The following is a 25,075-nucleotide window of genomic DNA, read 5'->3' on the forward strand; positions in this document are numbered from 1 at the left end:
TAGCTTAGCAATTCAACATTCAAACGATGGAAATGAGAACCTGGATAGTTGAGCATGAAATACGCTTTCCCATATCTCCCATTGTTCGATTGTTAATTCTCCAACAATTTGTAATCCTGAGGGCTCAACTGAAGCATATAAGTAGTTAGGTGATATCCCTTCCTCGCCAAACCACATAGGACATTGATGCTCCTTAATGACATATTGCGGCAATACCAAATAAACTTGCCGAAGCTGTTCCCATGTTGCCCCGATAAACTCATGGAAATTTATGCAATACACTCTATCTATAGAAACGATGCCTTTTTCGTTTGCTGCAAGTTCATTATTATCATAAAAGCAAATATCCATTAACCGCTCTCCGTTTCATGTTCTCCCGCTATTGATTCATAATTGATCCCCATTGGTTGGTACCATTTAAATTCAACATAATTGCTACGTTATCCTGCCCGTTCGTATAGCGTAGCGAGGCTGCCGATCGTTCTTTACTAATGTGAAGCTCTAATATATCCCACGGCAACCTCATGGCTCAGGTTATTGTCTCGTACTAATTATTAATACATACATTACCGTACTATATGCTGTTACCGGCAATAATTTGATTTACAGTTCGTAACGCAGAAGAGATCGCACCTTCAATCCAGCCGGGAAAAAGACTTGTATTATCGCCAGCAAAGTAAATTCTACCTTGTTCGGCAGACAGTGTTGGGAGCATTCGAATCATCTGTTTCGGCTTATACCAAGCATACGCACCTCGGGAGTAAGGATTATGATCCCAAGAAAAGACCGTCCCACCTTCATAATTATACGACAATTCAGGAAGCACCTGTTTGATTTCTGATACAGTTGAATTAAAATTACCAGCTCTATATATTTCTCGCGCCGATTCACCGGAGGAGTACGAACAAATTAACCCCCTCCTTGATGTCGTTTGAGTGAATGTAGCATCAAGCAACCATCCAATTTTCAGATCCGTATTTACTGTAGTAAAGGAACTTAAGTTGTTCCAGAATCTAGTTCGGCTTTGTATGACGGTACGCGTAACGGAAGTAGAAAGTTGATTTTGAATGACATCATTTTTTTCTTTGCTAAGTGGCGGAGAAAAATGAATTGTACGCAAGACTGTAGAGGGAATGGCCACAATGACCCGATCACAGCAGATAGTGAAAACTTCGCCGGAATTATTAAATTGGATAGTTACTCCTTTATTACTATGTTCAATATGCGTCACAGCACATCCATAACTGATATTAGAGCCAATTGTAAGGGCAAGCTTTTTCGGTAGTTGATCCATTCCACCTACTATAGTCTTTGCACTTCTTTCGGAACTGGCCATTTTTAGGTCAAGCAGTCGCTGTAATGCAGATACTTTGCGAATACCATCACCTAACATCTGCATATATCCGATTTCAAACAGCTTAATCGCACCCGAAGATGCTCCTTGACCTTTAAGATATTCTTCCATTGTCATTGAATCGAGCTGTGCCGCTTGTTTTGTGGGCCAGCCCGGCAAAAAAGGATTACCCGTCGCTTTAAGGCCCGGCTTGAGATACTTTTCCAACATTCCCGCATATCCTAAAATTCTTTCCTCGGCTGTAAGTGAAACAGGCCATAGTGCAGGTTCAGTCGGAGAATCTATTATTAATCTCCCGTCGATATATGACAAACTTCTATTGGGGACTGGTAAATTTATTAATTGAACCCCGGCTTGCTGGGCATAACTCAATGTGAGAAAATGATGCGCTCCAATGAAGGCAGCCCCGATTTCGCAAAACAATCCGTCGGCAAATTGATCCCGCATCGTGTATATGCGACCACCCGGTTGACTATTTGCCTCTAATAAACGCACGTTATATCCTTGTTTCATAAGCTCCAAAGTGCATACCAAACCCGCAATCCCTGCCCCAATAACTACAATACGCTCAGGAAAACGACCTATTACCATAAAATCCGATTCCTCCAAATATTACTTTTATATACATCATGTGTGTTTATATTCCTTTAGTTCCTAGGCACTTCTTATTATTCTATGCTGTCCGTTACTTCATAAAACAATAGAGGAGCTGTCTGAAGCAAGCTCCTCCACTATCGTTCTCCGTTAGCGGAATCCTCCGGAGGCTTGCCACCTTCGTCGGCCTTCGGCTGTTGCTGCCGGAGCTTGACCAGCTGCTCGTACCGCTCGCGGATCTTCGGTATTGCCTCCTCGCGTAACTTTTCGTGCCTCTCAGCTGACAGACAATCGAGTCCCACTTCCTGCTCCGGGCTGACCTTGTACACTTTCGTCGTTATGATCTCGCCTGTTTCATACACCGTTTTTTCCAGAGCCTGTTTCTCCTTGTCCATGTTCGACACGTTCTCCTGCCTCCCTTTGTTTTGGGTAACTTTTTTTCCCTCTTTTCTATTATTACGTCTGTCTGACCTCCACACAATCCTAAACTATGTCAACTATCCTTTCAGAACGGCTGCTAAGTTACGATAGCCTCCTGTTTTTGCGTTAAGCTGCCCGTTAGATTTAATAGGTAATTGGAAATGGAATATAATGAGAAGGACGTAGCCCCGAAGAAGTCGTGGCAACGTTCACAGCTACCGACCTTGACTAGCAAGTACGAGGTTATGCTGCCATAGAGAACTGATCTGTTGCTGGGTCTACGTGAACCATACTACAGATATCGTCCAATTTGTTATTGAATTCTCGGAGGATAAATAGTTTAACACTACCTATTCCGTACTGTACTCTGATCGTTACGCTAACGGAAACGATAGCTTACGCGGTTACTGGCATGGGTCAGCAGCCGTGTTACCCTAAGGGTGAGCAAAGAAAATAAAGTATTTTCTTAGTGCTTAGGTTAAGATAAGTCCATCTGTTTAAATACTACATGCTACCCGCGTACGTGATAGATATCTTGTTCTCCGATGTAATAGTTAGAAACGTCATCCTGCAAAGCCTTGATCGTTCGTTATGTTGCATCACCGTTAGTTCAAGCCGATGATAATCGGGCCATAGGTAAATAAATTTCGTGTAATGTATTTGGTGTTATAAAAAACCTTATATCTTCCTGCCGTTTTTTTAATTTGTATTATTTATAATGTCGTAATACTCTATAGGAAGCTACGATTAGGAGGAAATACGAATGATCCAAATAAAAATCTCCACATATGAAGAGGCTGTTCAGCTTATTAATGAAGTGGGCATCTTGCCACTGGCACCACTTATTCCAAATCATCCCTCACTTTACGAAATCACTTTTGGCGAGCAATGGTTAACGGGGACTGAAACTGATCCTTGGCTTTGGCGAACACGACTTCCCAGTGATGGTGCAGCGGCTTACGGTAAATTCATTAAGAAAAAACCGGTTCTCATTTCACGCGAATTGTTCCCATGGGTTAAAGTCATTCTAGGAAGCAATATATCTATTGAAGTTCGTTATCAACAAGGTCTGATTTCGAAGGATGCTTTAGTGCTTTATCAACAAATCAGAGAGGAAGAAGGCATCGAAACTAGGTCGTTAAGATTAAAAGCGAGAATGCATGGCAAAGAAATGAAGAAGACATTCGAACGGTCCCTTTTGGACTTACAAGAAACTATGGATATTGTTATTTCTGGTACCAAAGAAAGTAGGATCATTTTAGATGTGAATAGCGCGTGGAAGAGTACTTCATTCGAGTCAACCGACCATTGGATGGAGAACGTCGGCATACTTCAATCTGATTTTCGCGTGGAGCTTGCTAAGAAGGAACTAAAGAACTGCTTAACAAGGAAATGCAGTGTTGAGGCATTGGGATTTCTCAATAAAATATTTCAACTTGAGTCCTAAATCCCTGATAATAAAACATATAGGAACTGCCGTTTGCAGCTCCTATTAATCTTCTCAATATAAGTCCACTCCGATCCAAATACCTCCTCCGTTCTTAGATTTAAATCGTTTCAGAATATATGCACGAAAGGTTACATCGTATGTATAAATGTTCTCGATCTGTTTATCACATTCATATCCGTTCTACTAATAATTCATTTTGCTTCCAAACGTTCAAGCAAGGCTTTACCTAGACTCGTTGAAGATTGCGGATTCTGACCTGTAATCAAGTTTCCGTCGGTAATGACATGTTCACTAAAAATTGGCGCGGATATGAAGTTCGCACCTAATTGACGCAAACCGTCTTCTAACAAGAAAGGCATGAGACTATCAAGTTGAATCGTTTGCTCTTCATTATTAGTGAACGATGTTAGCGTTTTTCCCTTCACAAACGATTCTCCATTTGATAATGTAACACCCACGAACCCTGACAAACCATGACATACAGCTGCAACAATTCGATCTGATTGAGCAAATTCTCGAACCATGTTCTGCAATGAAATATCATTAGCGAAGTCAAACATAGTTCTATGACCTCCGGGTAGATAAATGGCATCGAAATCGTTAGAGCTTAATTCTTTAAGTAGTACCGTATCTTGCAATTGTTCATGGTCACTGATCCGTTCAGCGTTTCCTTCCTGAGGCAAACTGTTTGGATCTATCGGAGTTTTACCTCCTTTCATACTAGCTACTGTTACTTGATGACCTGCATTTATTAATAAATCGTAAACCTCAACAAATTCGGATAACCATAGACCCGTTTGAAGTTCCGGCTGAATCTCTTGGTGACTAGTTACTACAATTAAATCTTTTTGGTATTCATTGATAATCCCACTCTCAATAATAATTTCACTAAGAAAATGAATCCCCTGTTATTTATTTCCATTTTAATTTGGCGTAAGCTATAATACAAATTACAAAAACATCATGGAGGCATAAAAAAATTATGGCTGACTTTGAATGGTATCGTTCATTTGTGTCCATTTATCGCTTAAGATCAATATCTGCCGCTGCTAAATTCCGCTTTATGACACAACTCGCTTTGACCCACCATGTTACTGCACTTGAAGCTGAAGTTGGTGAAGTCTTGTTTCAGCGAACGTCACGTCAAACTTTACCCACCGAACAAGGAAAAATGTTGTATCGCCAAATTTCACGTGCTGTGGATCAGTTAGAAAGGATAACAGCTGGATTTCAGAGTTCATCTGAGCATCCTGTTATTCGATTCGGTGGCCCAAGAGAATCGTGTATGAATCCATCATGAATCGAGTAGAAGGATTACCTCAACAGCTGAATATTAGTTTTAATGAGATAACAGAGCTAGTTGAATCATTAAAGACTGGTCATTTAGACGTTGCTATTATGACATCATACATAGATATACCTGGAATCATATTTGTCCGCTTGCTTAAAGAAACGATACGGCTTGTAGGAGCAGCGAATACTAAGCTCCCAGAAGGACTCGGTGAATCTTCAAGTGTAAAAGAATCATTGGAACAATTGGACTGGATTAGCTATAGTTCCGATCTTCCATTCATACGAAAATTCTGGATCGAAGCATTTGGAGAATGTCCACCATTGCTTCCACGTGTAATCATACCTGATATTCGTATTATTAAATCTATGTTAGTGCAAGGAAAAGGCGTGAGTGTAATGACTGATGATATGATCATGGTTGAATTATTCGAAGGATCTTTGAAGGAATTATGGGTCCCAACTAATCCCATTACTAATGAAATTTGGTTAGCATATCGTACCATTGACCAAATCAATCCTACTATCATGAAATTTGTAGAGCGTTGTACTAGTACTCCTTTCTCTCACTAAAATCGCAATCTGATCTACTTGAAGCTAATAATATGGGTTTTCTAAGTTTCCTGTGAAATAATGGAGATTAGCTAAGGATGAGCGTTATAGTTTCTTTATTATTTTTACTAAATATTTTTTTCAAAGTAATTCCCCCTTTCGTGAAATTATACACGCTGTATTTTGCAGAACAAAGTGCTTCCGTGTTTGGTGTCGCGAAATATGATAAACAATCTCAGCTAGGACTCGGTGTTTTTGGAAATGAAGATGCTATTTATTTTGCAACAAAATTAGTAAGCAATCCTTCATGGAATTCTGTTAAAAGTAAATTTAATGCCGACGTTACCCCTACTGCCCTTAATAATGGAAAATACGACGATTTTGTGCACTCTACAGGTCACGGTTCTACTAATGGATGTCTAGCATTAAAAGCTTATGCAGGTTCGAATCAGCCTGCTGAATCCTATGTAAATTGGATACAATAGGATCCAGCTGGAAAGGCTGGGATTCTGCAAGTGATGATTCTGATGATTTTGAATTTGGTATATTTATGGCATGCGATGTGCTCCAAGAAATTCTTGGGGAAAAGTTCTTGCTCATGGTGGGCATCATATTTTGGGATATCAAGCCCCTTCAAAGTTCAACATCTGAATTACATGCCAAAAAACATATTTCTGCTAAAGGGAGCCCAGTTTTCTGCCCTAAAACCAGTCATTCCCTCTAAGTTTACAAAACAAGGTAGCACTGTATACATTACACCAGACATTGCATTAACTCTAAATGTCATATAGTACCTCATCATCGAATTGTCAGCAGGTGTTATCATTGCCATATCAGGGCGTATTGCATCTCTGCCGTTAGTGCATCCTTCATCCCTACGCTCGCGATACCAACAGGCATATTACTTCTAATCCAATAATTCGCAACATTAGTTGCTGACGCTAAATCAGTCCGCTTATCATACGTCATTAAAATTTGATTTACGGCAGTTTGTCTTGCTTCCAAAAGAATTGGATGAGGTATCATCTGTCGCTCTGTATAATAACTTAACATTTTTATCCTCCACCTGATGAAATAGTCTAATGTCCTATTTCAAAGTATGTAGGATCTCTCAACTATGTTCAGAATAAACAGTCAAAAAGATTAATTACAAAATTTTAACTATCCTGACCGTTGCTTTAATGAAATCAAAAAAAGAGCTGCTTTAATGCAGCTCCTGCGCTATAGTTCTTCGTTAGCTCAACTCAACATCAAAATCCATCAACTGGTGGTTCCATATTTATGTAATTATTTTTTTGCACTCTTCCCTTACTCTTGCTGTTCCTATTTCATTCATAAACAAAGTGTCTCTTCTTGTATCTTCGTCATTGACTGGACAAAATGTATAGGAAATTGAATCGGGCAGAAATGTCATCAAGGTTAAATGGCAACGCCGCATATGATAAGCAGTTGTAACAATCAGAATTCTTTGAATATTAGCTGACCCGATACTGCTCTCCAAGACTTCTGAGGAAAATAAAACATTTTCTTTTGTATACTTAGATAGTGGTTCGATTAAGATATCGTCTTTAGAAATGCCTTGCTTAATTGCTTCTTCTCTCATCATTTTTGCCTCAACCTCACTGTGACCGTCCCATTGCATCCCGCCTGAAAACAAGATTCTAGGAGCACGGTTTTGTTTGTATAGCTTAATTGCTTCAGGGACTCGATATTTTAAAGATTTTTGGCTTCCAAAAACAAAGATAACATCGCCTTTAGAACCATCATCCACCAGATTATTAAATAATATCGAGTCAATATGATTTTGAGGCATGTTCTCAGGATTGAACTCCGATAGCAGCAATATAATCTCTCCCCTAACATTTTCCTTTTATTGTAACACAAACCAACACCTGAATCGCGACTTCGTTATCTCGTTAACGTAAAGAAGGCAGCCGGTTATTGCTGGCTGCCTCACTTACTACTCATTTAGCTCTCGTTATCCGTTAGCTCAACAGGCTATCGAATCTTACAACCGACCGACTGCCTGGGAATTGAATGTTAAATAAACTTGATCTAATCGTGACTTTCAGGGAATTGCAGTAATAAAGCGGATTTCAACCATGCTTTTTCTTGGGGTAAAAGTGAAGGGAGAATTGTTTTAAAATCGCTATGGTCTTTTTCCCTTACTTGCGATGAGCCCCCTTTATGGAGTAGTTGGATTTCAGGTCTCAGATAAGGAATTCCGTCGACAGTTTTTAGGAACATATCATTTATTGGTCTTTGAATTGTTTTATTTCTCTTATAAATCCAACGGTCATCTTCTGTATCGATGATCATTATTTGAAATGCCCAAGGAGTCTCACTACTCTTACTCACCCATATATCATTTGTATTATCTAAATACTCTCCGTCCCAAAGAGTAAGCCTACCTCCTTCAGCTCTATACAATATCCAATCAGTACTTAAATAATCAAACACAATTATTGATCTGCACGAGTTATTATTATGTCTATGTCGCTGTGCTCCCTTGTTTGCTTACATTGATGCAGATCCAAAGCCCAGCCACCAGCGATACACCACTTGATAGGTAACTTACAGAATACTTTATTTATATCCGATACGGTTATTGGCGTCCAATTATCTAAATCTGTTCTCAAATTAACTCCCTCCTCCTCTTACCTTTTCTTGGTACAGATTGTTTTTCCTGCATTATCCTGCCCGTTACGTCAATGAAATCAAAAAGAACTGCTTCAATGCAGCTCCTGCGCTATAGTTCTCCGTTAGCTCAAAGCTATGTCTTTTTTACCATGTTCTGATTATAACTAAGTTCCGCTTTAATCAATGCAGTATCAAAATAATATGGAAATGCTTCTATAACTAAATTGTCCTTCATTTTTAAGATTTGGGCGAAAGGTAATCGGACTTCTATTTCAGATAGTCTTGCCGTAGCCACTAGAGTACACCCCATAAATAGGGTGTCCCCATCAAGAGTAGCAAGCATGTTCTCAATATTCATTGAACTCAATGTATTATGCATAGTTTTAAAGAGTCTTCCGGGCTCTTCATAATCGCACCAATTTCCAGGATAAGGAAGCGATGCGGGTTCATGAACCACGATGCCGGGGTGGAAGGCAGAATTAATACCGCTAAAGTCACTTCCATCCGAACGCATAAATTCCATTTCAGCTTCAAACATTCGATTTAATATTTCCGTTGTCTTAGTGCTGTTGTCGCTTAATGAATCATTCATTCATAAAACCCACCCTTCATTTTGACCGCTACGTTTTAATAATAGAACATGGGAACTTCGATTTGTTGCTATTACATTCGCTACGGCGTTAATGCGGAAGTTTATATACGGAACAAAAGGCTGCCACGCGGCAGCCTTTTGTTATTGAACATCATTCCTCATTAGTGGAACAAAGGGCTGCGCACGGCTACCTTTTCGATATTGATTCTTCCCTTCCTGGGGCTACCCAGGGGCCGATTGTTAAAGGGTTGACGGCTTCTTTAGAATGGTTTAAGGATCATAAGTACGGTTATGGCAATCATAAACAGCTGTGACGCCGTCTCGATTGGTACGATCTTTTTCATCAATCGACCGAGCTCGGAGGGTACTTCATCCCCTTTGCTTTGACTTATAGATACAATCTCCATGATCTTTTTCATGCGCGGCCCGATCAATCCCTCGATCGTGGCGACCATGAGCAGCGATAATAGGATCGATATATTTAGCCACATTTGGGACAACCCCATCTTCGTTATGATCATAAGCCAAACCCCGGTAATAATAAGTACGGCTCCGCCAATTTTAGGCAGGATAGCAAGCTTGTTCGTTACATCAAAAGCAAAGCGCAACTGGCCGACGGTTCTAGCGGACCTTCGAATGACGGGTACCACTAAAGCGGGACCGATTACTGCGATAGAAGCCAATATGTGCAAAACGAGGATCCATCCAAACAAACTCACCATCTCCCTTTTTGCTCCTTAGCACACCGGAATCTCGCTTTGATAGGCGAGTCCGACCCTTTTCCTCTTAAAAGGCCCTCCGAGCTCGATATGGTCCAGCATGCATTTCACGACATCATCATAAGCAACATCCAGCTCTTGAAGCCGACTGAACAAGTAACCGGCTATATCGGCCTCAGATAATTCCTTAATCATCTTCGGAATTGATATGGGCAAGGTTTCCGTTGTTATATGCAGATGAACCGACGCCGGAGGTTCTATCGAATCAATCATAGTTCCCGGACACATAATTGACCAATCAAGCTCAGACTGCAGCAGTCGTTCAAAATTCCGGTTGTGATTTTTATACGCAGGCGGGAATCCGGGCAGATTGTTGCCAATGAGATCAGTATATGGAATATCCAGCAGGCCGGCACCTCCCATTACCCATACCCTCCTGGAAAAACTAGGGTGGATTTCACATTGGCTTAGAATGTTATCAACGAGACGAACGAACTCATCTCCTTGACCTGCATGGCCGGCAGCAATAATAGCGGCGTCTTGATGCGAGAGCGCCTCGCCGACGCTTACTGGGTTTATGATATCGTCCACGATCACCTTCACATGTTTGGCGGAACGCTCTCCTTGCTGTCCATAAAACTTCTCGGAGTTTCGCACGAATGCGGTCATTTCATGTCCCATTTTACACCCTTGCTCCAGCGCTCTTCTCCCCGTATTTCCCGTTGCTCCGAAAACAATAATTTTCATCGTTTTTTCCTCCTTTTATAATTGACTCCCGATATTTCATCTCTGGATTGACTCAAGCTTAGCATCTTTTAAAAATCTTAATAAGAACCCACTTTAATGTAGGGTCCTTACTTAAAAGTAAGCAATAAGCAGAAAGGGTTATCCATGTTGGTCCACGGCGAAAATCTTAAAGGAAGATTGACTGTAAATAGCAAAAGCTGCCAGGGAAAATCCCTTGGCAGCTTTTGTTATGAGTCCTTGAATTAGTGTGCAAATGAATTGAACCAGCTTTAAGAAGCAGATTCTTCATATTTCCGCTTATTATGGTTTTCTCCCCAAGCACACATGACTTCTGCTACAGGAATCAATGTTTTACCATATTCACTTAGGGAATATTCTACTTTTGGAGGGACGGTGGGGTAGACCGTTCTATCGATTATGCCCTCTCGTTCCAAGTCCCGTAGATGTTGTGAAAGCATTTTTTGAGAAACATCAGGTATAAGCTTTTCCAGATCGTTGAATCGCTTATTGGATTGTATCAGATGCCATAAAATCATTGGTTTCCATTTGCCGCCTAGAACATGAATGATTGTCTCCACTGGACATTCAAGCTGATGAATCATTGATAAATCATCCCCTTACCTTTAAGTAAGCTCATTACCCTAAAGTATACACTTGACATAATTTTACAAAATGTTTGCAATCCGGTCAACCAATATAATTAATTCGTTTTCGGATCCAAAATCGGTTGCGAAGATTAAACGAGGCTAATGAAATGGGGTTATTCTCCTCTATAACTGCCCGTTCAACGAAAAGCAGCTGATCATTTCGATCGACTGCAATCGCGTCTCTTATTCAACTATCGTACCCGTTAGCTTAAAGACCATGATAAATCAGTAAATATTCGCCAGACTCTACCATTGTTGAAAATTCAATTAGTCTGCGTAGAGTATCTAGGATTTCTTCTCTGCTAAACGTTAATTTTTCATAGGCTCCGGTTGTTCGAGAGTCGCCATCTTCAGGCCAGGTATACCAGCCAGTTAAAATTACTTCTTCAGGAGCTAATGAAAACATAAGATGCCAAGCCTTCATTAGCTTAGAAAACTTCGTTGCTCCAGTTTTCTCAATTATTGAGCGCCCATAGTAATTAAAGCCAAGTGTGGTTTCGTTTGTATCCGAATTTCTGGTTTCATTCCATTTTAAAGCATCACCCATATATCCAAATTTGTCGTCATGTAGATGAACAATATTCTCTGGGTTATTGTCTTTAAACTTATAGATTCCACTTTCTGAAATCTCTTCAAACTTGCCGTTTGTAAGGCTATTTCTTAGCCCTAACAGGAATGTTTAGTTTAATGAAATGAGCAGGCTGCCAAGGCACCTGCTCATTAATAATTTGTATTCAACTTTAGTTCCCAGTTAGCTGAGGATGCCCCTTCGAGCTTTGAGCTGCCGTAGCATGCTCCTCGATTATTAAAACTTTGACTTTCGTGTCCCAAACGTAGCAAACTCTCGTTGAATGTAAACCCCGTCTTCATCCTCGGTTATGCTGATGGCTTTTTCAATATTCTCCCTTTACCTTATGGATTTACGACTTCAAAACCCAACCTTATTGCGGGGATTGCACTCCCTGGATGGTCATTCTCGTATGTCAACTGTGGTGCAAGATAAATGTCAGGCTTCTGTTGCCTTCCTCTATAAATCCCAGGGTAAAAGTCGATAATATGGTAACCTGGTTCACCCGAAGCTATTAGATTAACTATAACCGTTCCTGCACTATTAAACCCGCAAACGTATCCAACGTAACCATTATCATATGTAATATTATAAGTGTTATCGTATTCGGTCCAACCAACACCTTTTATTTCAATCTGAATCGGTGTTCCTGCAGGACCCGATGATGGAGAAACTTTAACAATTGATGGAATAATGCTTAAATAAGTCTGTCCATAAATCTTTCCATTAGCTTCTAAGTCAATTCTATGCGGGATACCTCCCAGGTCATCGGGTACAGGAAATGATTCGATAAATGAACCTTGATCATCGGTTTTAACAGTTAGCAAGGTAGATTTCTCTTCACCAAAGCCCGCTTGTGTTATACGACTTCCTCTCATGGTGTTCCAAATTAAATTAATTTTTTGATTCTTAGGAAGCCCGCTTGCTTTCATGGTTACTGTATCTCCAACCACTCCAGCATCCTTATCCAGACTTACACTTACTCCAAGCTCGTTCTTTAGTTCGGGCATTACCACCCCGCCGTCAGCAGCTGATGGTATTGGCTCAACACGTTGGTTCATATCGGCCTTTTCATTAGTCACATCAAAGCTGAATGAAGGTACAGGTAAATAAGAGGTTGGAGCTTGCTCGTGATTAATATAAGGTATCCCTAAATAACCATGCCAAATTGTTAATGTGTGCTTTCCAACCGGTCCCGCAGCCCGAATTTTGGCAACTGCTTTTCCATCTGTCGTGATGGCTGTTAGAAGTCCAGTTAATTTATTATCATAGGTTAGTTGCCAGTTCCTTTCCAAGTCATCATAACCGATTCCATCTGCGGTAATGGTAATTTCCGTACCAATTGGGCCTGAAGAAGGCGACATGTTAAACGTTGGGTTTACATGGATGTTTGCTTGTGTCATCAGCTTATTAGCTTGTTTGACATAAATGGTATGGTTTCCGCCAAATCCGCTCGGAATGGTAAAGTCCCCTTCAAGCTCACCGTTGGCATCGCTCTTGCCAGTTCTCAAAGGAATGACCTTATCCTTAAACGAAGCCCCAATAAATTCATAAAGTCCCTTAAGATCGTACTTTCCTTCGACGGTTTTCCAGTCTAAATCAGTTTGCGTATCCGGCTCAAGTCCCGTGATTGTAAAATGAACTTGGGTTCCTACTACTCCTTTTGCAGTGGAAAGGGTAATTTTACCTGGAAAAATGTCTTTAATATTTTTTAATTGTACGCTTTGATTTTGGTTCGCGTCCTCTGTCGACTCTTGTGCTTTAGAGACACCACTGAAACCCGTAATTACGAAAATGAGAACGATCGCTATGCTTACAAGAAGACTATGCCAGTTAATGGTTTTATTCACGTCTTTACTCCTTTGGAATAATGGGATTCTTTATAATTTAAAGAAACGAGGAGCTGATTTCTGCTCCTCATTCCCAACAAAGATTATTATTTCTTATCAGCGCTATCCACGATGGTAAATTTGTGGTTCTTTGGAACCCACACGTCAAGGACGTGGCCATTTTTGCCTATCTCCTTAGCCTTGAATTTATAGTTGTACTCACCCGTAGGAAGATTAATGGCGGTTCTGCCATCTCCCTGTACATTTCCCTCAAAATAAAGAGCACTTACCCAAAATGGCTTTCCTGTATTGGGGTCAGGCGTGTCATGAAGTCTAAATGGCAGCTCTATAAGCTTTTGGCCATTGCTAGTAATCTCTACATAAAGGGTAAAATCACCTTTCGACTCTACTGCTTCACCCTGCTCGGAAATTTCGGTAACGCCCGCTGTAAAGACAATATGCTCGTGTTCTACGCCACCTGGTCCAATACCCGTATTACTTTTGTCAAATTCGTGAGTGTCTGGAACACAGCCCAGCGCGCCCGAGATAATTCCATCCGTTGGCTCATGATAAATTTTAGGATCAAAAGGGCCGATGCCAATTGGAACTCCAACCCCTCCGCTTTCTAATGTAACCTGATTTGGTTTAACCTTGGCATAAGCTGTGGTAGTACCGAAACCGATGAGAGGGATTGAAAGAGCTGCAATCAATCCTATCGCTGCTGCAGAAAAAAGAACTTTTTTTCTCATTACTTACCTCCTTGATCCTAATGAATTAATAACTAAAAACTCTAGAAAGGTTTATGCAGCATTACACAACCATATGCCTATTTAGTGAAGGAAAACAGGAAAAATGGTATTTGAACAGATAAGAACATAGTTACTCTAAAGTTACTAAATATCATTAAAATAAGTCCTTAAACTATTTTTTCTTTTTCTGTACTTTTTGATAATTATGTAGTCCATCGGTAATGTTATAAAGTTCTTGTCATTGAGAAATGACAAAAAGAAAAACGGAACATCCTATTGTTGGGAATTCAAACATTTTAAGGGACAAATGATCTTTAGCTACACTATACAAAAAATGAACGTACTCAATGAAGTGGTAACTTCCAGTGTACGTCCATTTAAACTATCGTGTCGAGGGAGCGTAATAACCTAGCGTTTTCCATGAATACACTTTTCCTTCAAAGTTCATACAACTACTACTTTATTCATTATTTTTATTTGGCTTTACCAACACACCCCAACCATCTATGTAACCATTATATTTCCGAGAAATTGAATCAATCAGTTGTTGTTCATTCATTATACTGTCTATTTCCAAAAACATTTCCTTAGAACATTCTGTTGTCCATCTACTACCTTCGTAGTCTTTTCTTATAGAACATTTAAAGCTCTCTTTTGCTAATCTATCTTGTAACCTCCTTCCATTCTCTTCAGTATCTACTGAAACTTGAAAATCAACTAATTGTTCTTTACTAAAATCTACTCCGGATTCTTGTAATTTCGTTAGTGTCAAAATATCAGCTTGGCTATCTGAGAACCCCTTTTCTGAATTTCCCTTTGAGCAAGCAGTAAATATTAACATTACGATCGTAAGAACTATAACTAATTTTTGTTTCTTCATTTACTTTCTCGCCTCAATTATTTGTCTTGGTTTATAACCATTGCCTAGACTAAACACCCGTTACCATAGCGCTGCTGCCGTTCCATGCTAGAAGCAGCGTCATTGAGCTATCGTGTCTCGTTAGTTTAGCAAAAACGATAAAAATTACACCTGTTTGTCATTGTCTATTGGCCAGAATTATTGTGCCAAACTCGCATCTCCTCTACAAAGGGGCGCTTGTAGTTCTGATATCCTAATAAGCTATTGGGTGATATTTGTTTCGCTGCTTTCTTAATTGAAGCATAAAAACAAACTTCCTCGGGATGTGCACGCAGATAATCACGAAATAATATATTATCTCTCCACAAGTCACCATCGAACGGTACAATACTTATGTTAAATTTATTCAACTCTCTTTTTCGGAAGAAAAATCGACCAGGTCTTCGCCCGTCTTCGCCTAAAAATTCATAGTTTAGCTTTGCAAGAGTTTGAATATGAGCATCTGTCTGACAAGCACCAGATTGTGTTCCAACCAGAATATCGACTATAGGCTTAGCATCCAGCCCAGGTACTGAAGTGCTACCGAAATGTTCGATTGAACTAACGATGTCAGAAATTGCATTTCTTATGCTGTATGCTTCTTCTGCAAATAAAACGGACCAATTAGGGTCATAAGGAACTACTCTGACTTCCGTTTCTTCGACCTTGTTCTGTTTTTTTGACACTCGACATCAATCCCCCTTCAAAGTATTATCCCATTACAATTATAATAGAAGTACCATATTTAGACTCAAAAGTTTTATTCAGAACTATTCTGCCCGTTCGTATTATGAGGTCACCAGTTCTTTCTATAGCTATTAGCGGAATAGCGTAACAATAAAAATCTTCAACTGGCTCTGTCGGGAATGGGATCAAGTTCTTGTCATTGGGTTTTGACAAGTACTTGATCCCATAAAATAAAAAAGCCGCGATTTACGCGGCAATTAATGAGATAATGTTCTTGTCAGCCGACAATTTTTAAGGCTAGCTTTTTGTAAGTTTTATTGAATAATCAAGTAATTTATGAATCTCATTTGTGAAAGTATACACAAGAATATTAAATTTTTACTGCTTATTCTTTCACTGCCGTTCACGAATTTTATATCCATCTTATTTAGAGTAGGCATGACTCTTGTCGCCTTCCACCTCTCTAATATACTATTTCCAGAGCACAAAGTATTTGTATTACAACGCCCTACTTTTGTAACATTACGCCAACTTATCGATACGAATAAACTTTGGAAATTTACCCAAATTTGCTTGTCTCTGAGAAATGGATAATATCGAACTATGGGACAGAACTAAGAAAACGGAGCTCACTCATACATATGAGAGGCTCCGTTTTCTTTCTCTATTTATCCTTAACAAGGTTATCCGTTATAACCAATTTCTTTTTGGCGGAATCGGCCAGGGGGAACCTTTTTTTCCAGAAGGAATGTACGTGAAAAATAGTGGACCGAAGAAAATCCAGTCATTTCAGCTATTTCTTTGATAGGTAAATCGCTGCTCAGCAAGAGATGGGCAGCTTGTCGAATTCGTTCACTGCGAATGAAAGAAGTAAAGTTTTCATGGATTCCTTCTGAAAATAGGCGAGAGAGATGACGCTCTGATACACTCAAATAGTTTGCAACGTCTTTGAGCTGAAGTGCTTGGGAGAGATTGTCGCGAATATAAAGCTTGGCACGTCGCATTAAGACATGCGTACTTTTATGACGAATCACAGGTGACTTTGTAAGCGTTCCGAATGCAGCTGGAAACGAAACTAGCAAGGCGTAGGCAATCGAATGAATAGCAGCGTAAGGCAAACAGCCATATCCTTCCCGGATCATAAGTGATTTCCATAATTGCACAGTTGGTTGGTCTTCAGAGTCATAAAAAATGACATCTCCATGGATGGCTAGCTCATTGTAAGCTTCACGCATCGCATCCTCACTTAGTGTTTCATCTAACTCGAAAGCGATAAATATGATGTTTAATCCTTTTTCGGTACGAATTTGGTGTGTAATGCCAGGCTTTGAAAAGAATAGAGTACCTGCACATAGGGGATAGACGATATCTTTTTCTGAATATTCCCCCTCCCCACCAAGAATGTAACAGATTTCGTAAAAGGAATGTTTATGGGGTATGTTCCCAGACAAGCTAAGGTGAGCCCCCCAATAATGTACTTTAAAGCAGGCTCCTGATCCTTGGATAACGCTAACAACTTCATTCAGCATAGAATGTGTTTCTTTATATAGATACATGGACTTCACCTTTCACAGAAAAAATGGCCTTATTATGCAAAAACATGTCCTCTATTGATAAAGATTACGTAGGTGTATTTTCCTATAATTATAGATAGAAAGCAGCTTAATAATCAACCATAAAACGGAGGAATAAACAACTATGATAAAACCTAAAGATGTTGATTTTTACAAAGAAAATGGATATTTGCTTGTAAAAGGTGTCTTCAATGAAGCGGAAGTAGCAGAAATGAGACAGTCTGTGGAGAAAATTATTCAACGCGCTGCCGATGCGAAAGCAGACCGTAATTCGGCTTGGCAGGGAGAATTCCTTCCGGCAGAGGAACTGAAGAAACTTGTTCTTAAAGGCTTTCATGATGTGCACTATCATGATTCTGCCTTCATGAGAGCCGTCATTCACCCAAGTATGGTTGCAGTGTTACAACAAATCATAGGGCCGAACGTTCAGTTGCATCATTCTAAAATGCTAGTAAAGCCACCTGAAAATGGTGCGGCATTCCCGATGCATCAGGATTATCCGTATTTCCCACATGAAAATCATACGATGCTTGCGGCAAGTGTTCATTTGGACCGCGCGGATGAAGAAAATGGCTGTCTCCGTGTCATTCCGGGCTCTCATCTCTCAGGAAGCTTACCGCATGTAGGCTCCCATTACCTGAACCATAAAGAATATCCAATCGAAATGGGAACACTTTGTGAAGCAGAGGCAGGCGATGTGCTGTTCTTTAATTATTTAACTATCCATGGGTCATCCTCGAATAAGAGCACAAGAACGCGAAGAAATGTGTTGTTTCAATATCGGGAGGCTAGCGATTTCCCTAGCAATCAGGAGCATTTTGATTGGGGCATGGGACTGATGGTCAGCGGAGAGAATCCCAATTTCACGAAAGCGAAGCCGAACTTCAAAATCATCAAAGAGTCTTAATGTTTTGGTGAAAACTATCGGATGACGGGAAACTGAATGAAATCCGTAGATAAATTCAAAAAGACACTGCGCTTCATCAATAAACAACACAATCATTTTATATTTTGATTTCTCACCTTTTTCCAAAAAAATCTAGTAGGCCGGTCAAACATTTGAATAATCACTCCAGGAGTTTTATCTTCTATCCATTCACTGACCTCTAAATACATATTCATTATTTCATTAGTGGGGATCAGATACCTGTCTAGTACCAAGGGATGGATACCTTTCGGAATTAATGGCCTACTATTTTGATCATTGCTACTTAATAATTCCATTGTGCGACAAGAAAATCCCTTAATATCATTCAAACGGTTCCATTAATGCAACTGAAACACTCAATCAGAAAATAAATTTCCAACGTAAGGCATAAAAAAACACACAGCCGTTACTGGCTGCGTGTTTTTTTATGTGGTATTAATGACTGCTTCATCATACCTTTGATTTCAGCGGAAAGTCCAATGCCATTTGAGGGCTTCTACTTCAATTTTTTTGACAAACTCATCTTTAGCGTCCCCGTAGCTGTCAATGTCAGTTGGATATTGGACAGCTAGTCTACTTTTTCGGATCATGATTTACTACGACAATCCTCACAATATTCACTCTCCTTAAAAATATTGGTCCGTTAGCAATGTTCCCTATTTAAGGGCATTATACCATTGTATAAAAAAAAGAAGTAAGGTGTCTATCCAACTTCATCAAAATAACATTTCCGATCCTTGGATCTGTTTGACTGATCTCGTCTTGAAATTATTCGTTGTGCATTTATAGAAGTGAATCGCTCCAAAAGTAGTACATTCATCCATCGGAATAGCTCCTAACTATCGGATCGTGTCGGATGACAAGAACTTGATCCCATTCTCGGCACTCAAGTTGTATTATAATAAATTCTGCAAAATTATCTCCAATTGCATACCCCTCGATCCCTTCAGCAGGATTACATCTTCTTGCTTTACCATGTTCCTTAATTTCCTAACATTTGACGTATAGCTTATATAATTCTATAGAAAGGTATGCAACTTAGACGGCGATTAAAACTGAATGGAAAGAGTGCTTCCACTACCATGCTCTATTGTATCGAACAATACTCTAATATCGCGCAGCGGTTCCGCTTCCCAGCGCAATGAGTAATGGCACGAAGTGCTCTGCGCGCGGCACGGCCATTGCCGCATGTGGAGCCAGTACATTATACTGGCTCATGGCTTCGATATCTCTGGCAAGCACCTTATCTCGAATCCAGTTTTTGAATTCCACAGCCCATTCACGAGGCGGTGCATCCTTCTCTCGGTCAAAAGCACTAAAATTATGGCTAATAAAACCGCTGCCAATAACCAGGATCCCATCTTTCTCCAGCCCCTGCAAGGCTTCGCCAATTGCAATTTGCTGTCTAGCTGGCAAATAGGGATTTACCGATACGGGTACGATAGGAATATCAGCTTCCGGATATGCCTTCATCATTATAGGGAATACACCATGATCTAGACCGCGATATTTCAGTTGGACAGGAATGTTATGCTCTTTCAGCCGCTCCTCCACGATGGAGGCAACAATCGTTGAGCCTCTCGCGGGATACTGTACCTGATAAAATGAATCAGGAAACCCGTAATAATCATAACCCATCTCATGAATATCGTCGGTAGCAGCAATCGTCGTAATCTCGTGCTCGAAATGAGCGGAAAATATAATAATTGCTTTGGGCCGATTTTCTTTGCCGAAGCGATTTAGAAACATCGTGAACTCGGATTCTTCGAAGATGGTAAATGGCGATCCGTGCGCCAAAAAGACAGATGAAATCGTCATTTGGTCTAACCTCCTTATTTCCTTATCAGTTAAATAATGGCGGTTCCACAACTCCTGTGGCTTGAGGTAAGATTAAACCCAATCCGCCAAGCAGTTCCGATACACCGATAAAAGTAACTAAACCTTTCGAAGAATCTTTTACCCACGGCAAAGAAGTCTTTGCTTTTTCATACTGGAATGCTTTCATAGTGCCTGCTGTAATAAACATCAATGCTAGTAGACCTTGTACGATCCATAATGCGATATTCATAAACGAAATGTCCCCTCTTAAGCCAATTTGGCTTTCGTAATTTTTCTTTGCCCCATAAATACAATTAAACTCAACACCAGTAGTACCAGTGGCATTGAAGCAATTCCAAACCCTTGACCAGATTTAAGGTGTGTAAGTATAGCCCCAGCCATGACCATGACCAAAACACCACTAAATACGGTGACTAGCTTATTCCTCCAAAAGCCTAGCAATAATCCTAGTGCAGAGAGCACTTCTATTATCCCTACAACGTACATGAATCCTGTGCCATACCCGTAAATATCATTAAATGCTTCTACCTGAGTCGGATCTCCGCTTAATTTCATAAACCCTGTTAATAAGAACCCAACACCAACCAATCCTTGCAAGATGCGAACTGCCCACTTCATTTTATACTTCCTCCTTGAATATGGCTTATATATAGAGCTATAATAATACCAAGGATTGATTAACGGAAGTAGGTACTTAAATTAAACATAGTATACAAAAAGATACCTTAACATTAGCTTGAATTATTTTTATAGGAGGACCTCCAATGCCTGAAGGATGTAAAGTAGAAACCGCATTAGAAATCCTGGTTGGGAAATGGAAACCTGTCATTCTCTTTCACCTTTTTTCCAATGGTACGATGAGATTTAGTGAGCTTCAAAAAGCAATGCCGGATATAACTAAAAAAATGCTTACCGCTCAATTAAGAGATTTAGAATATAATGATATTGTTCATCGAGAGATTTATCTCCAAATTCCCCCTAAAGTTGAATATTCCATTACTGAATACGGAAAAAGAATGACCCATTTATTACAGGCGATGAATGATTGGGGAATGGCTCATGTGGAGCATTTGAACGAGTTATATGGGAAAGATCGATCCGTGGAATCATTAGAAGTAATAGATGATCTCGTAGGGAAGTAATAATATATACAGTACCTCGTGAAGGGATAAAGTTTACCCTTCACGTTAAATCAACGAATTTAAACACCCTAGTGGGGTGTTTATTTATTTTTTTCGCTGCTGATTTTAGTTGTCGTCGTTAGCGTAACCTGCCCGTCCCTCGGTTTTAATGGTTTAGCTAATGTATACTCACTCATTCGCAGAAAAAAGTGACCCACAGCAACGGGCTGTGGGTCATAACTATTTATATTTTAAAGGGGGTCAGTTTTATTATAGGCTTGATTCATTAAAGCCATATGAAAATTAGATTTCATTCTTGTTACATTTACTCACCTAACGTTCCTCGTTAGGTCAATATGTAATTAGGGTTGTCTAGTTAAAGAATTTCAGGTTCCATTATCACTTAATTTAATTAACTTCTCAAATGAGGGAAGCCAACGCTGAAAAAGTAAGCTGCAACGCTATAGTATTGCAGCCTTACCGGACGCCAATACGAGCGCGGCAACCTCAACTATCATCCCTCGTTAGGTTAATAAGCTATATAGGTAACTTATGAATATCTTGACCAGCATTATTATTAATACTGCGATCCATCCAAAAAAGAAAATACCTAAGCAAGCGCTTAGCATTTGTTTCCCGAAACTAATTTTTTCATCTGAAATCTTGAGTGTTAATAGGAAACTTATTAATACTAAAAAAAATAAAGACCAAAAGAAGCTCTTGAATAGATAGATTGCTCCGCCGTATAAAAACGAAGCTACCATAAAATAAAGTATTAATTCTTTCTTTTTCATTCTTCCCCCTCAAATTTTAAATGCCATTTGCCCCATATTATACCACTAACGTTTGTATTAAACTGCCCCTTACTTCAATAAGCCAAAGAGGATCTGCCGCGATGCGAGCTCCTCCACTATCGTTTCCCGTTCAACGAAAGGACAGAAGTTACCTTACAGCTTTCGCACGGCTTCAAAAGTAATGATTTGACCAGCATTAGATGGTTGCTGTTGGTAAACATAATCAGCAGAACATGTAATATCAATGAAACCAATACTTTCTAAAATATGTTTAAATTCATCGATTCCATACCAACGCATTGCAAAACGTTGTAACTCGCTTTGAATCAACTTTCCTTGACGCCATTTTTCATATTTTATATAGGACACGGTAAATTGATTAAGCCAATCCATTTCAATCGATTTGCTTTCCATTGTAATCCCATCCCCGTTAGGTAGAGAAAAAGTTGAAGTAGAAGCTTCTCCTGTTTTCCAACCGTGAGGTAATTCAAGATCAACAATCAAACGTCCCCCTGGAACAAGATGTTTATAAAAAGATTTCAATGCGTCTAGAGAGTCTTCTCGCTTTTCGATCAAGCAAAAGGAACCAGTAGGAATAATAATCACATCATAACTAAATGGCAATGAAAATTCCTGTAATTTACCTTCGTATAAATTAGGATTCAATCCGCGTTCTTCACAACGCATTCGACACGAATCCAACATTTCAGGAGAATAATCGATTCCATCAATTGTATATCCAGCCTCAAGAAGTGGAATTATAAATCGCCCTGAGCCAACTCCAGCTTCAAGAATACGTCCCTGACAAGTTTTTAACCGTTCTTGGTAATATTCAATATCCCCGTCTAAAGAGTACCCCACAGGTTTTGTGAAATCATAGACTTCATTACAAAGTGTACTGTAATAACTAAACATATTTTTTCCCTCCGTTTTTTTATGTACGGAAGATTATTAATAAAAGAAGTTTCTAATATTAATGCTTCCGTACCTCGAATTTATTAGATGAATGAACAGATCTGACTATCATATACAACCACTCACTTTCAATATAATTTAACAATATTGTATATTATCCATTTTTCCGAATCGAATATAGGTACAGTAATCACTACACAATCCTGCCCCGTTAGTTGAACAAAGGCAGCTGTTCGCACTATCCGGCTGCCTTTTTATAGTTATTAAGCTATCGTACCCGTTGCCATCCGCATTTATATTAACATCCCTAACTCTTTCAATAGATATGTATTTGATGTTGGCATTATTTGAACAATAATTAATTATTGCATCTACTTGTTCTTCAAATACACAACGCACATAATCTTTTGGCTCAATTAATACATTCTCTTTCTTGGGGTGACAAATGTAGTAATAATCGAAAAATTTCGATACTAATGGGATACACTTAATTTCAAAAGCATATTCAGCCACTCTATCTAAAACCATATGTACAGGGTTTATTTTTGATAACGTAGAGTCAAATTTACTCAAAATCTTACGTATTTTCAACAAAATATTTCACCTCAGATATATATAAAGTCCTCATAAAACATGCCTTTTATTTAATCTCCACACTATCTAAATGATCATAATTTTTAACATAACATTTTTTTTCATACTTATCATAAAAATATTCGTCAACTGTGTATTTATTCTTTTCAACGTATATATCAGACCTGTAACCAACTAGCATAGCTGGATCATCCGATACTTTGATAACTCGAATGATTTTATCTGTCAATGTTTCGCCTATTCTTGGCATAATCATTACCTTCATTTAAAATAGCCATTTTATCGAATTATGTAGAAATTAAAGTTCACCTTAGTAGTCCCATTGACACTACCACAATTTTCCAATTCAATATAGAATTCTTAATAAGACGACTTGTACAAAGGCGGACACCTTACTGGAAAGGTGGAGGCTGTAAACATGGAAACATTTCAAGCTCTTTCAATCATGTTTGCATTTGGGTTATTTATACTCACACTGTTAACCTACATTGACAAGAGGAAATGATCTAACTTGGCTCTAGTTTTGGTTTGAAACCATACTAATTAAATCCGCCAATTACAAGCCGCCGTACAAGTCAGGTCATATAATTTGATCTGACTCTTTTTCAATAAAATAGTCATTTTATTTTATTTCTATATCGCCAGCATTCATTATCTTAATAACATACCTAGAATTCTTATTTATCTCATCTGCTCTAAAGTTTTGTGAATCAATTGACCTAACAAACGAAAGATATGCATCACCAGTAGGTTGATCTGCTTTAATAATATTGAAAATAAATGCAGGGATCGATGGTTCAGTATTACTGGTGTTTTTAATTGGCACTCCTTTTGAATCAACTTCAAATTTCGGATAGTACTCCTTCATTTGAACTTTATAATCATTACCTAATATATACTCAGGCTTAAAATTGCTGAAATCTACTGTAAATTTGCCTATCTGTTCTTCCCCACTTTTTCCAGTCACTGTAAAAGTAACTTTATTTAAAATAGGTGCTTTTAAATTATCGAAAAAGAATTCTTCTGGGGAACTTAACCAACTTGGTGCGTATACAATTTTGTAAGTCTTAGCATCCTTAGGAACTTGAACGATAGTTTGAAGTTTTGTTTTAGAACCAGATAGTAAAATTTCTTCAACATTATTAATATCAGGTGTCCCGAGATAATAACTGTGAGAAAAGCCCTGATCATCAATTACTTTAAAATCCTGAGAACTCGACACCATAAAACGATCACCTGAGGTATTTTCAATGATTGCGTCGATAATTAAGAATACATTATCCTTTTTCGGAACATTGTTTTTATTACCTTCCCACTTTTGAACATTCGTAATATTAATTCCGTATGTACTCTTTTTTACTGCTTCTCCAACCTTATGTGAATTCCTAGTTGAGGTTTTGATAGTGGTCTGCTCGTTTTCTGTCATTGACTGTGAGCCAACTTTTACAACTGTAGATGCGTCTGAGCAGCCAGAGATTAATAACAATGAAAATAATCCAGTATAGAACTTGTTGAAACGCAATTTAAACATACTCCCTTTTAATTGAGAATTAAAAAAATATTTAAAATAAAAC

The 25,075-nt window shown here is 39.0% G+C and carries 33 protein-coding genes; 8 read left to right on the forward strand and 25 right to left on the reverse strand.

Features of this window, described 5'->3' with window-relative positions:
• Window positions 1-12 precede the first annotated feature (12 nt).
• From GC093_RS30135 to GC093_RS30145, 3 genes are all read right to left on the reverse strand, one after another.
• Window positions 13-351: a hypothetical protein gene (locus GC093_RS30135; protein WP_171655657.1), complete on the reverse strand. Its 339-nt coding sequence runs from the start codon at window positions 349-351 to the stop codon at window positions 13-15.
• A gap of 223 nt (window positions 352-574) precedes the next feature.
• Window positions 575-1,963 (reverse strand): flavin monoamine oxidase family protein, encoded by a 1,389-nt coding sequence (locus GC093_RS30140; protein WP_216624927.1) that lies wholly within the window; start codon window positions 1,961-1,963, stop codon window positions 575-577.
• A gap of 122 nt (window positions 1,964-2,085) precedes the next feature.
• Window positions 2,086-2,427, reverse strand: a complete 342-nt coding sequence (locus GC093_RS30145; protein WP_171655659.1) for a hypothetical protein — start codon at window positions 2,425-2,427, stop codon at window positions 2,086-2,088.
• A gap of 704 nt (window positions 2,428-3,131) precedes the next feature.
• Here GC093_RS30145 and GC093_RS30150 point away from each other — a divergent pair.
• Complete coding sequence (locus GC093_RS30150) at window positions 3,132-3,815, forward strand: AlkZ-related protein (protein ID WP_171655660.1); 684 nt, start codon at window positions 3,132-3,134, stop codon at window positions 3,813-3,815.
• 194 nt (window positions 3,816-4,009) lie between these two features.
• Here the strand turns inward: GC093_RS30150 and GC093_RS30155 are convergent, their stop codons facing one another.
• Window positions 4,010-4,720 (reverse strand): type 1 glutamine amidotransferase domain-containing protein, encoded by a 711-nt coding sequence (locus GC093_RS30155; RefSeq protein ID WP_312886640.1) that lies wholly within the window; start codon window positions 4,718-4,720, stop codon window positions 4,010-4,012.
• An 80-nt stretch (window positions 4,721-4,800) separates the two neighbouring features.
• Here GC093_RS30155 and GC093_RS30160 point away from each other — a divergent pair, with 80 nt between their 5' ends.
• The 4 genes from GC093_RS30160 to GC093_RS30175 all read left to right on the forward strand — a co-directional run bounded on the left by GC093_RS30160 (window position 4,801) and on the right by GC093_RS30175 (window position 6,384).
• A complete protein-coding gene (locus tag GC093_RS30160) occupies window positions 4,801-5,118 on the forward strand; it encodes a LysR family transcriptional regulator (protein ID WP_171655661.1) in 318 nt (105 codons plus the stop codon).
• The gene (locus tag GC093_RS30165; protein ID WP_171655662.1) at window positions 5,115-5,681 is read left to right on the forward strand and encodes a substrate-binding domain-containing protein; all 567 of its coding nucleotides are present in this window, start codon (window positions 5,115-5,117) and stop codon (window positions 5,679-5,681) included. The genes GC093_RS30160 and GC093_RS30165 overlap by 4 nt, the downstream gene beginning before the upstream one ends.
• 77 nt (window positions 5,682-5,758) lie before the next feature.
• On the forward strand, window positions 5,759-6,145 hold the full coding sequence (locus GC093_RS30170) for a hypothetical protein (protein WP_171655663.1): 387 nt from the start codon (window positions 5,759-5,761) through the stop codon (window positions 6,143-6,145).
• Entirely contained in the window at window positions 6,133-6,384 is a 252-nt protein-coding gene (locus tag GC093_RS30175) for a hypothetical protein (protein WP_171655656.1), read from the forward strand. The genes GC093_RS30170 and GC093_RS30175 overlap by 13 nt, the downstream gene beginning before the upstream one ends.
• Before the next feature lie 98 nt (window positions 6,385-6,482).
• Here the strand turns inward: GC093_RS30175 and GC093_RS36190 are convergent, their stop codons facing one another.
• From GC093_RS36190 to GC093_RS30240, 14 genes are all read right to left on the reverse strand, one after another.
• Window positions 6,483-6,713, reverse strand: coding sequence for a hypothetical protein (locus tag GC093_RS36190; protein WP_246315700.1), 231 nt, complete (start codon window positions 6,711-6,713; stop codon window positions 6,483-6,485).
• Window positions 6,714-6,939: 226 nt separating this feature from the next.
• A complete protein-coding gene (locus GC093_RS30185; RefSeq protein ID WP_171655664.1) occupies window positions 6,940-7,503 on the reverse strand; it encodes a YdcF family protein in 564 nt (187 codons plus the stop codon).
• A gap of 212 nt (window positions 7,504-7,715) precedes the next feature.
• Window positions 7,716-8,120, reverse strand: a complete 405-nt coding sequence (locus GC093_RS30190) for a hypothetical protein (RefSeq protein ID WP_312886639.1) — start codon at window positions 8,118-8,120, stop codon at window positions 7,716-7,718.
• 2 nt (window positions 8,121-8,122) lie between these two features.
• Window positions 8,123-8,299: a nucleotidyltransferase domain-containing protein gene (locus GC093_RS37010; protein ID WP_376768690.1), complete on the reverse strand. Its 177-nt coding sequence runs from the start codon at window positions 8,297-8,299 to the stop codon at window positions 8,123-8,125.
• A gap of 134 nt (window positions 8,300-8,433) precedes the next feature.
• Window positions 8,434-8,892 (reverse strand): nuclear transport factor 2 family protein, encoded by a 459-nt coding sequence (locus GC093_RS30195; protein WP_171655665.1) that lies wholly within the window; start codon window positions 8,890-8,892, stop codon window positions 8,434-8,436.
• Between the two features lie 260 nt (window positions 8,893-9,152).
• Complete coding sequence (locus GC093_RS30200) at window positions 9,153-9,614, reverse strand: DUF2269 family protein (RefSeq protein WP_171655666.1); 462 nt, start codon at window positions 9,612-9,614, stop codon at window positions 9,153-9,155.
• Window positions 9,615-9,629: 15 nt separating this feature from the next.
• On the reverse strand, window positions 9,630-10,358 hold the full coding sequence (locus GC093_RS30205) for an NAD(P)-dependent oxidoreductase (RefSeq protein WP_171655667.1): 729 nt from the start codon (window positions 10,356-10,358) through the stop codon (window positions 9,630-9,632).
• A gap of 269 nt (window positions 10,359-10,627) precedes the next feature.
• Window positions 10,628-10,960, reverse strand: a complete 333-nt coding sequence (locus GC093_RS30210; protein WP_102710951.1) for a winged helix-turn-helix transcriptional regulator — start codon at window positions 10,958-10,960, stop codon at window positions 10,628-10,630.
• A 253-nt stretch (window positions 10,961-11,213) separates the two neighbouring features.
• A complete protein-coding gene (locus GC093_RS30215; protein WP_171655668.1) occupies window positions 11,214-11,552 on the reverse strand; it encodes a hypothetical protein in 339 nt (112 codons plus the stop codon).
• A 365-nt stretch (window positions 11,553-11,917) separates the two neighbouring features.
• A complete protein-coding gene (locus GC093_RS30220) occupies window positions 11,918-13,423 on the reverse strand; it encodes a hypothetical protein (protein ID WP_171655669.1) in 1,506 nt (501 codons plus the stop codon).
• 86 nt (window positions 13,424-13,509) lie between these two features.
• Window positions 13,510-14,151 carry a hypothetical protein gene (locus tag GC093_RS30225; protein ID WP_171655670.1) on the reverse strand — a complete coding sequence of 214 codons (642 nt, stop codon included), beginning with the start codon at window positions 14,149-14,151 and terminating at the stop codon, window positions 13,510-13,512.
• 460 nt (window positions 14,152-14,611) lie between these two features.
• Entirely contained in the window at window positions 14,612-15,031 is a 420-nt protein-coding gene (locus GC093_RS30230; protein WP_171655671.1) for a ribonuclease E inhibitor RraB, read from the reverse strand.
• Window positions 15,032-15,195: 164 nt separating this feature from the next.
• Window positions 15,196-15,735, reverse strand: a complete 540-nt coding sequence (locus GC093_RS30235; RefSeq protein WP_171655672.1) for a GrpB family protein — start codon at window positions 15,733-15,735, stop codon at window positions 15,196-15,198.
• Between the two features lie 684 nt (window positions 15,736-16,419).
• A complete protein-coding gene (locus tag GC093_RS30240) occupies window positions 16,420-17,265 on the reverse strand; it encodes an AraC family transcriptional regulator (protein ID WP_171655673.1) in 846 nt (281 codons plus the stop codon).
• Between the two features lie 169 nt (window positions 17,266-17,434).
• Here GC093_RS30240 and GC093_RS30245 point away from each other — a divergent pair, with 169 nt between their 5' ends.
• Window positions 17,435-18,217, forward strand: a complete 783-nt coding sequence (locus GC093_RS30245) for a phytanoyl-CoA dioxygenase family protein (protein WP_171655674.1) — start codon at window positions 17,435-17,437, stop codon at window positions 18,215-18,217.
• Window positions 18,218-19,345: 1,128 nt separating this feature from the next.
• On the opposite strand, the gene GC093_RS30255 is transcribed toward GC093_RS30245, so the two are convergent.
• From GC093_RS30255 to GC093_RS30265, 3 genes are read right to left on the reverse strand one after another with little or no spacing between them, the layout of a single operon-like run.
• Window positions 19,346-20,056 (reverse strand): DODA-type extradiol aromatic ring-opening family dioxygenase, encoded by a 711-nt coding sequence (locus GC093_RS30255; protein ID WP_171655675.1) that lies wholly within the window; start codon window positions 20,054-20,056, stop codon window positions 19,346-19,348.
• A 25-nt stretch (window positions 20,057-20,081) separates the two neighbouring features.
• Window positions 20,082-20,306, reverse strand: a complete 225-nt coding sequence (locus GC093_RS30260) for a DoxX family protein (RefSeq protein WP_171655676.1) — start codon at window positions 20,304-20,306, stop codon at window positions 20,082-20,084.
• A gap of 17 nt (window positions 20,307-20,323) precedes the next feature.
• A complete protein-coding gene (locus tag GC093_RS30265; protein ID WP_171655677.1) occupies window positions 20,324-20,695 on the reverse strand; it encodes a DoxX family protein in 372 nt (123 codons plus the stop codon).
• Between the two features lie 146 nt (window positions 20,696-20,841).
• On the opposite strand from GC093_RS30265, the gene GC093_RS30270 reads away from it, so the two are divergent.
• Window positions 20,842-21,219, forward strand: coding sequence for a winged helix-turn-helix transcriptional regulator (locus tag GC093_RS30270; protein WP_171655678.1), 378 nt, complete (start codon window positions 20,842-20,844; stop codon window positions 21,217-21,219).
• A gap of 926 nt (window positions 21,220-22,145) precedes the next feature.
• Here the strand turns inward: GC093_RS30270 and GC093_RS30275 are convergent.
• From GC093_RS30275 to GC093_RS30285, 3 genes are all read right to left on the reverse strand, one after another.
• Entirely contained in the window at window positions 22,146-22,907 is a 762-nt protein-coding gene (locus GC093_RS30275; RefSeq protein WP_171655679.1) for a class I SAM-dependent methyltransferase, read from the reverse strand.
• 138 nt (window positions 22,908-23,045) lie between these two features.
• Window positions 23,046-23,498, reverse strand: a complete 453-nt coding sequence (locus GC093_RS30280) for a hypothetical protein (protein WP_171655680.1) — start codon at window positions 23,496-23,498, stop codon at window positions 23,046-23,048.
• Window positions 23,499-23,547: 49 nt separating this feature from the next.
• Window positions 23,548-23,751 (reverse strand): hypothetical protein, encoded by a 204-nt coding sequence (locus tag GC093_RS30285; protein ID WP_171655681.1) that lies wholly within the window; start codon window positions 23,749-23,751, stop codon window positions 23,548-23,550.
• Window positions 23,752-23,919: 168 nt separating this feature from the next.
• Here GC093_RS30285 and GC093_RS36195 point away from each other — a divergent pair, with 168 nt between their 5' ends.
• Entirely contained in the window at window positions 23,920-24,006 is an 87-nt protein-coding gene (locus GC093_RS36195; RefSeq protein WP_281365347.1) for a putative holin-like toxin, read from the forward strand.
• A gap of 117 nt (window positions 24,007-24,123) precedes the next feature.
• Here the strand turns inward: GC093_RS36195 and GC093_RS30290 are convergent.
• The coding region (locus GC093_RS30290) for a DUF4352 domain-containing protein (RefSeq protein ID WP_216624929.1) at window positions 24,124-25,075 on the reverse strand (952 nt) is incomplete at its 5' end.

Source organism: Paenibacillus foliorum, assembly GCF_013141765.1.
GTDB lineage: Bacteria > Bacillota > Bacilli > Paenibacillales > NBRC-103111 > Paenibacillus_S > Paenibacillus_S foliorum.

Bases quoted from the DNA above. Each gene is read 5' to 3' on its own strand.
- GC093_RS30135 (WP_171655657.1), bottom strand. From the start codon at position 351: ATGGATATTTGCTTTTATGATAATAATGAACTTGCAGCAAACGAAAAA.
- GC093_RS30150 (WP_171655660.1), top strand. From the start codon at position 3,132: ATGATCCAAATAAAAATCTCCACATATGAAGAGGCTGTTCAGCTTATT.
- GC093_RS30160 (WP_171655661.1), top strand. From the start codon at position 4,801: ATGGCTGACTTTGAATGGTATCGTTCATTTGTGTCCATTTATCGCTTA.
- GC093_RS30165 (WP_171655662.1), top strand. From the start codon at position 5,115: ATGAATCGAGTAGAAGGATTACCTCAACAGCTGAATATTAGTTTTAAT.
- GC093_RS30170 (WP_171655663.1), top strand. From the start codon at position 5,759: ATGAGCGTTATAGTTTCTTTATTATTTTTACTAAATATTTTTTTCAAA.
- GC093_RS36190 (WP_246315700.1), bottom strand. From the start codon at position 6,713: ATGTTAAGTTATTATACAGAGCGACAGATGATACCTCATCCAATTCTT.
- GC093_RS30195 (WP_171655665.1), bottom strand. From the start codon at position 8,892: ATGAATGATTCATTAAGCGACAACAGCACTAAGACAACGGAAATATTA.
- GC093_RS30200 (WP_171655666.1), bottom strand. From the start codon at position 9,614: ATGGTGAGTTTGTTTGGATGGATCCTCGTTTTGCACATATTGGCTTCT.
- GC093_RS30205 (WP_171655667.1), bottom strand. From the start codon at position 10,358: ATGAAAATTATTGTTTTCGGAGCAACGGGAAATACGGGGAGAAGAGCG.
- GC093_RS30210 (WP_102710951.1), bottom strand. From the start codon at position 10,960: ATGATTCATCAGCTTGAATGTCCAGTGGAGACAATCATTCATGTTCTA.
- GC093_RS30215 (WP_171655668.1), bottom strand. From the start codon at position 11,552: ATGGGTGATGCTTTAAAATGGAATGAAACCAGAAATTCGGATACAAAC.
- GC093_RS30225 (WP_171655670.1), bottom strand. From the start codon at position 14,151: ATGAGAAAAAAAGTTCTTTTTTCTGCAGCAGCGATAGGATTGATTGCA.
- GC093_RS30230 (WP_171655671.1), bottom strand. From the start codon at position 15,031: ATGAAGAAACAAAAATTAGTTATAGTTCTTACGATCGTAATGTTAATA.
- GC093_RS30240 (WP_171655673.1), bottom strand. From the start codon at position 17,265: ATGCTGAATGAAGTTGTTAGCGTTATCCAAGGATCAGGAGCCTGCTTT.
- GC093_RS30245 (WP_171655674.1), top strand. From the start codon at position 17,435: ATGATAAAACCTAAAGATGTTGATTTTTACAAAGAAAATGGATATTTG.
- GC093_RS30255 (WP_171655675.1), bottom strand. From the start codon at position 20,056: ATGACGATTTCATCTGTCTTTTTGGCGCACGGATCGCCATTTACCATC.
- GC093_RS30260 (WP_171655676.1), bottom strand. From the start codon at position 20,306: ATGAATATCGCATTATGGATCGTACAAGGTCTACTAGCATTGATGTTT.
- GC093_RS30265 (WP_171655677.1), bottom strand. From the start codon at position 20,695: ATGAAGTGGGCAGTTCGCATCTTGCAAGGATTGGTTGGTGTTGGGTTC.
- GC093_RS30270 (WP_171655678.1), top strand. From the start codon at position 20,842: ATGCCTGAAGGATGTAAAGTAGAAACCGCATTAGAAATCCTGGTTGGG.
- GC093_RS30275 (WP_171655679.1), bottom strand. From the start codon at position 22,907: ATGTTTAGTTATTACAGTACACTTTGTAATGAAGTCTATGATTTCACA.
- GC093_RS30285 (WP_171655681.1), bottom strand. From the start codon at position 23,751: ATGCCAAGAATAGGCGAAACATTGACAGATAAAATCATTCGAGTTATC.
- GC093_RS36195 (WP_281365347.1), top strand. From the start codon at position 23,920: ATGGAAACATTTCAAGCTCTTTCAATCATGTTTGCATTTGGGTTATTT.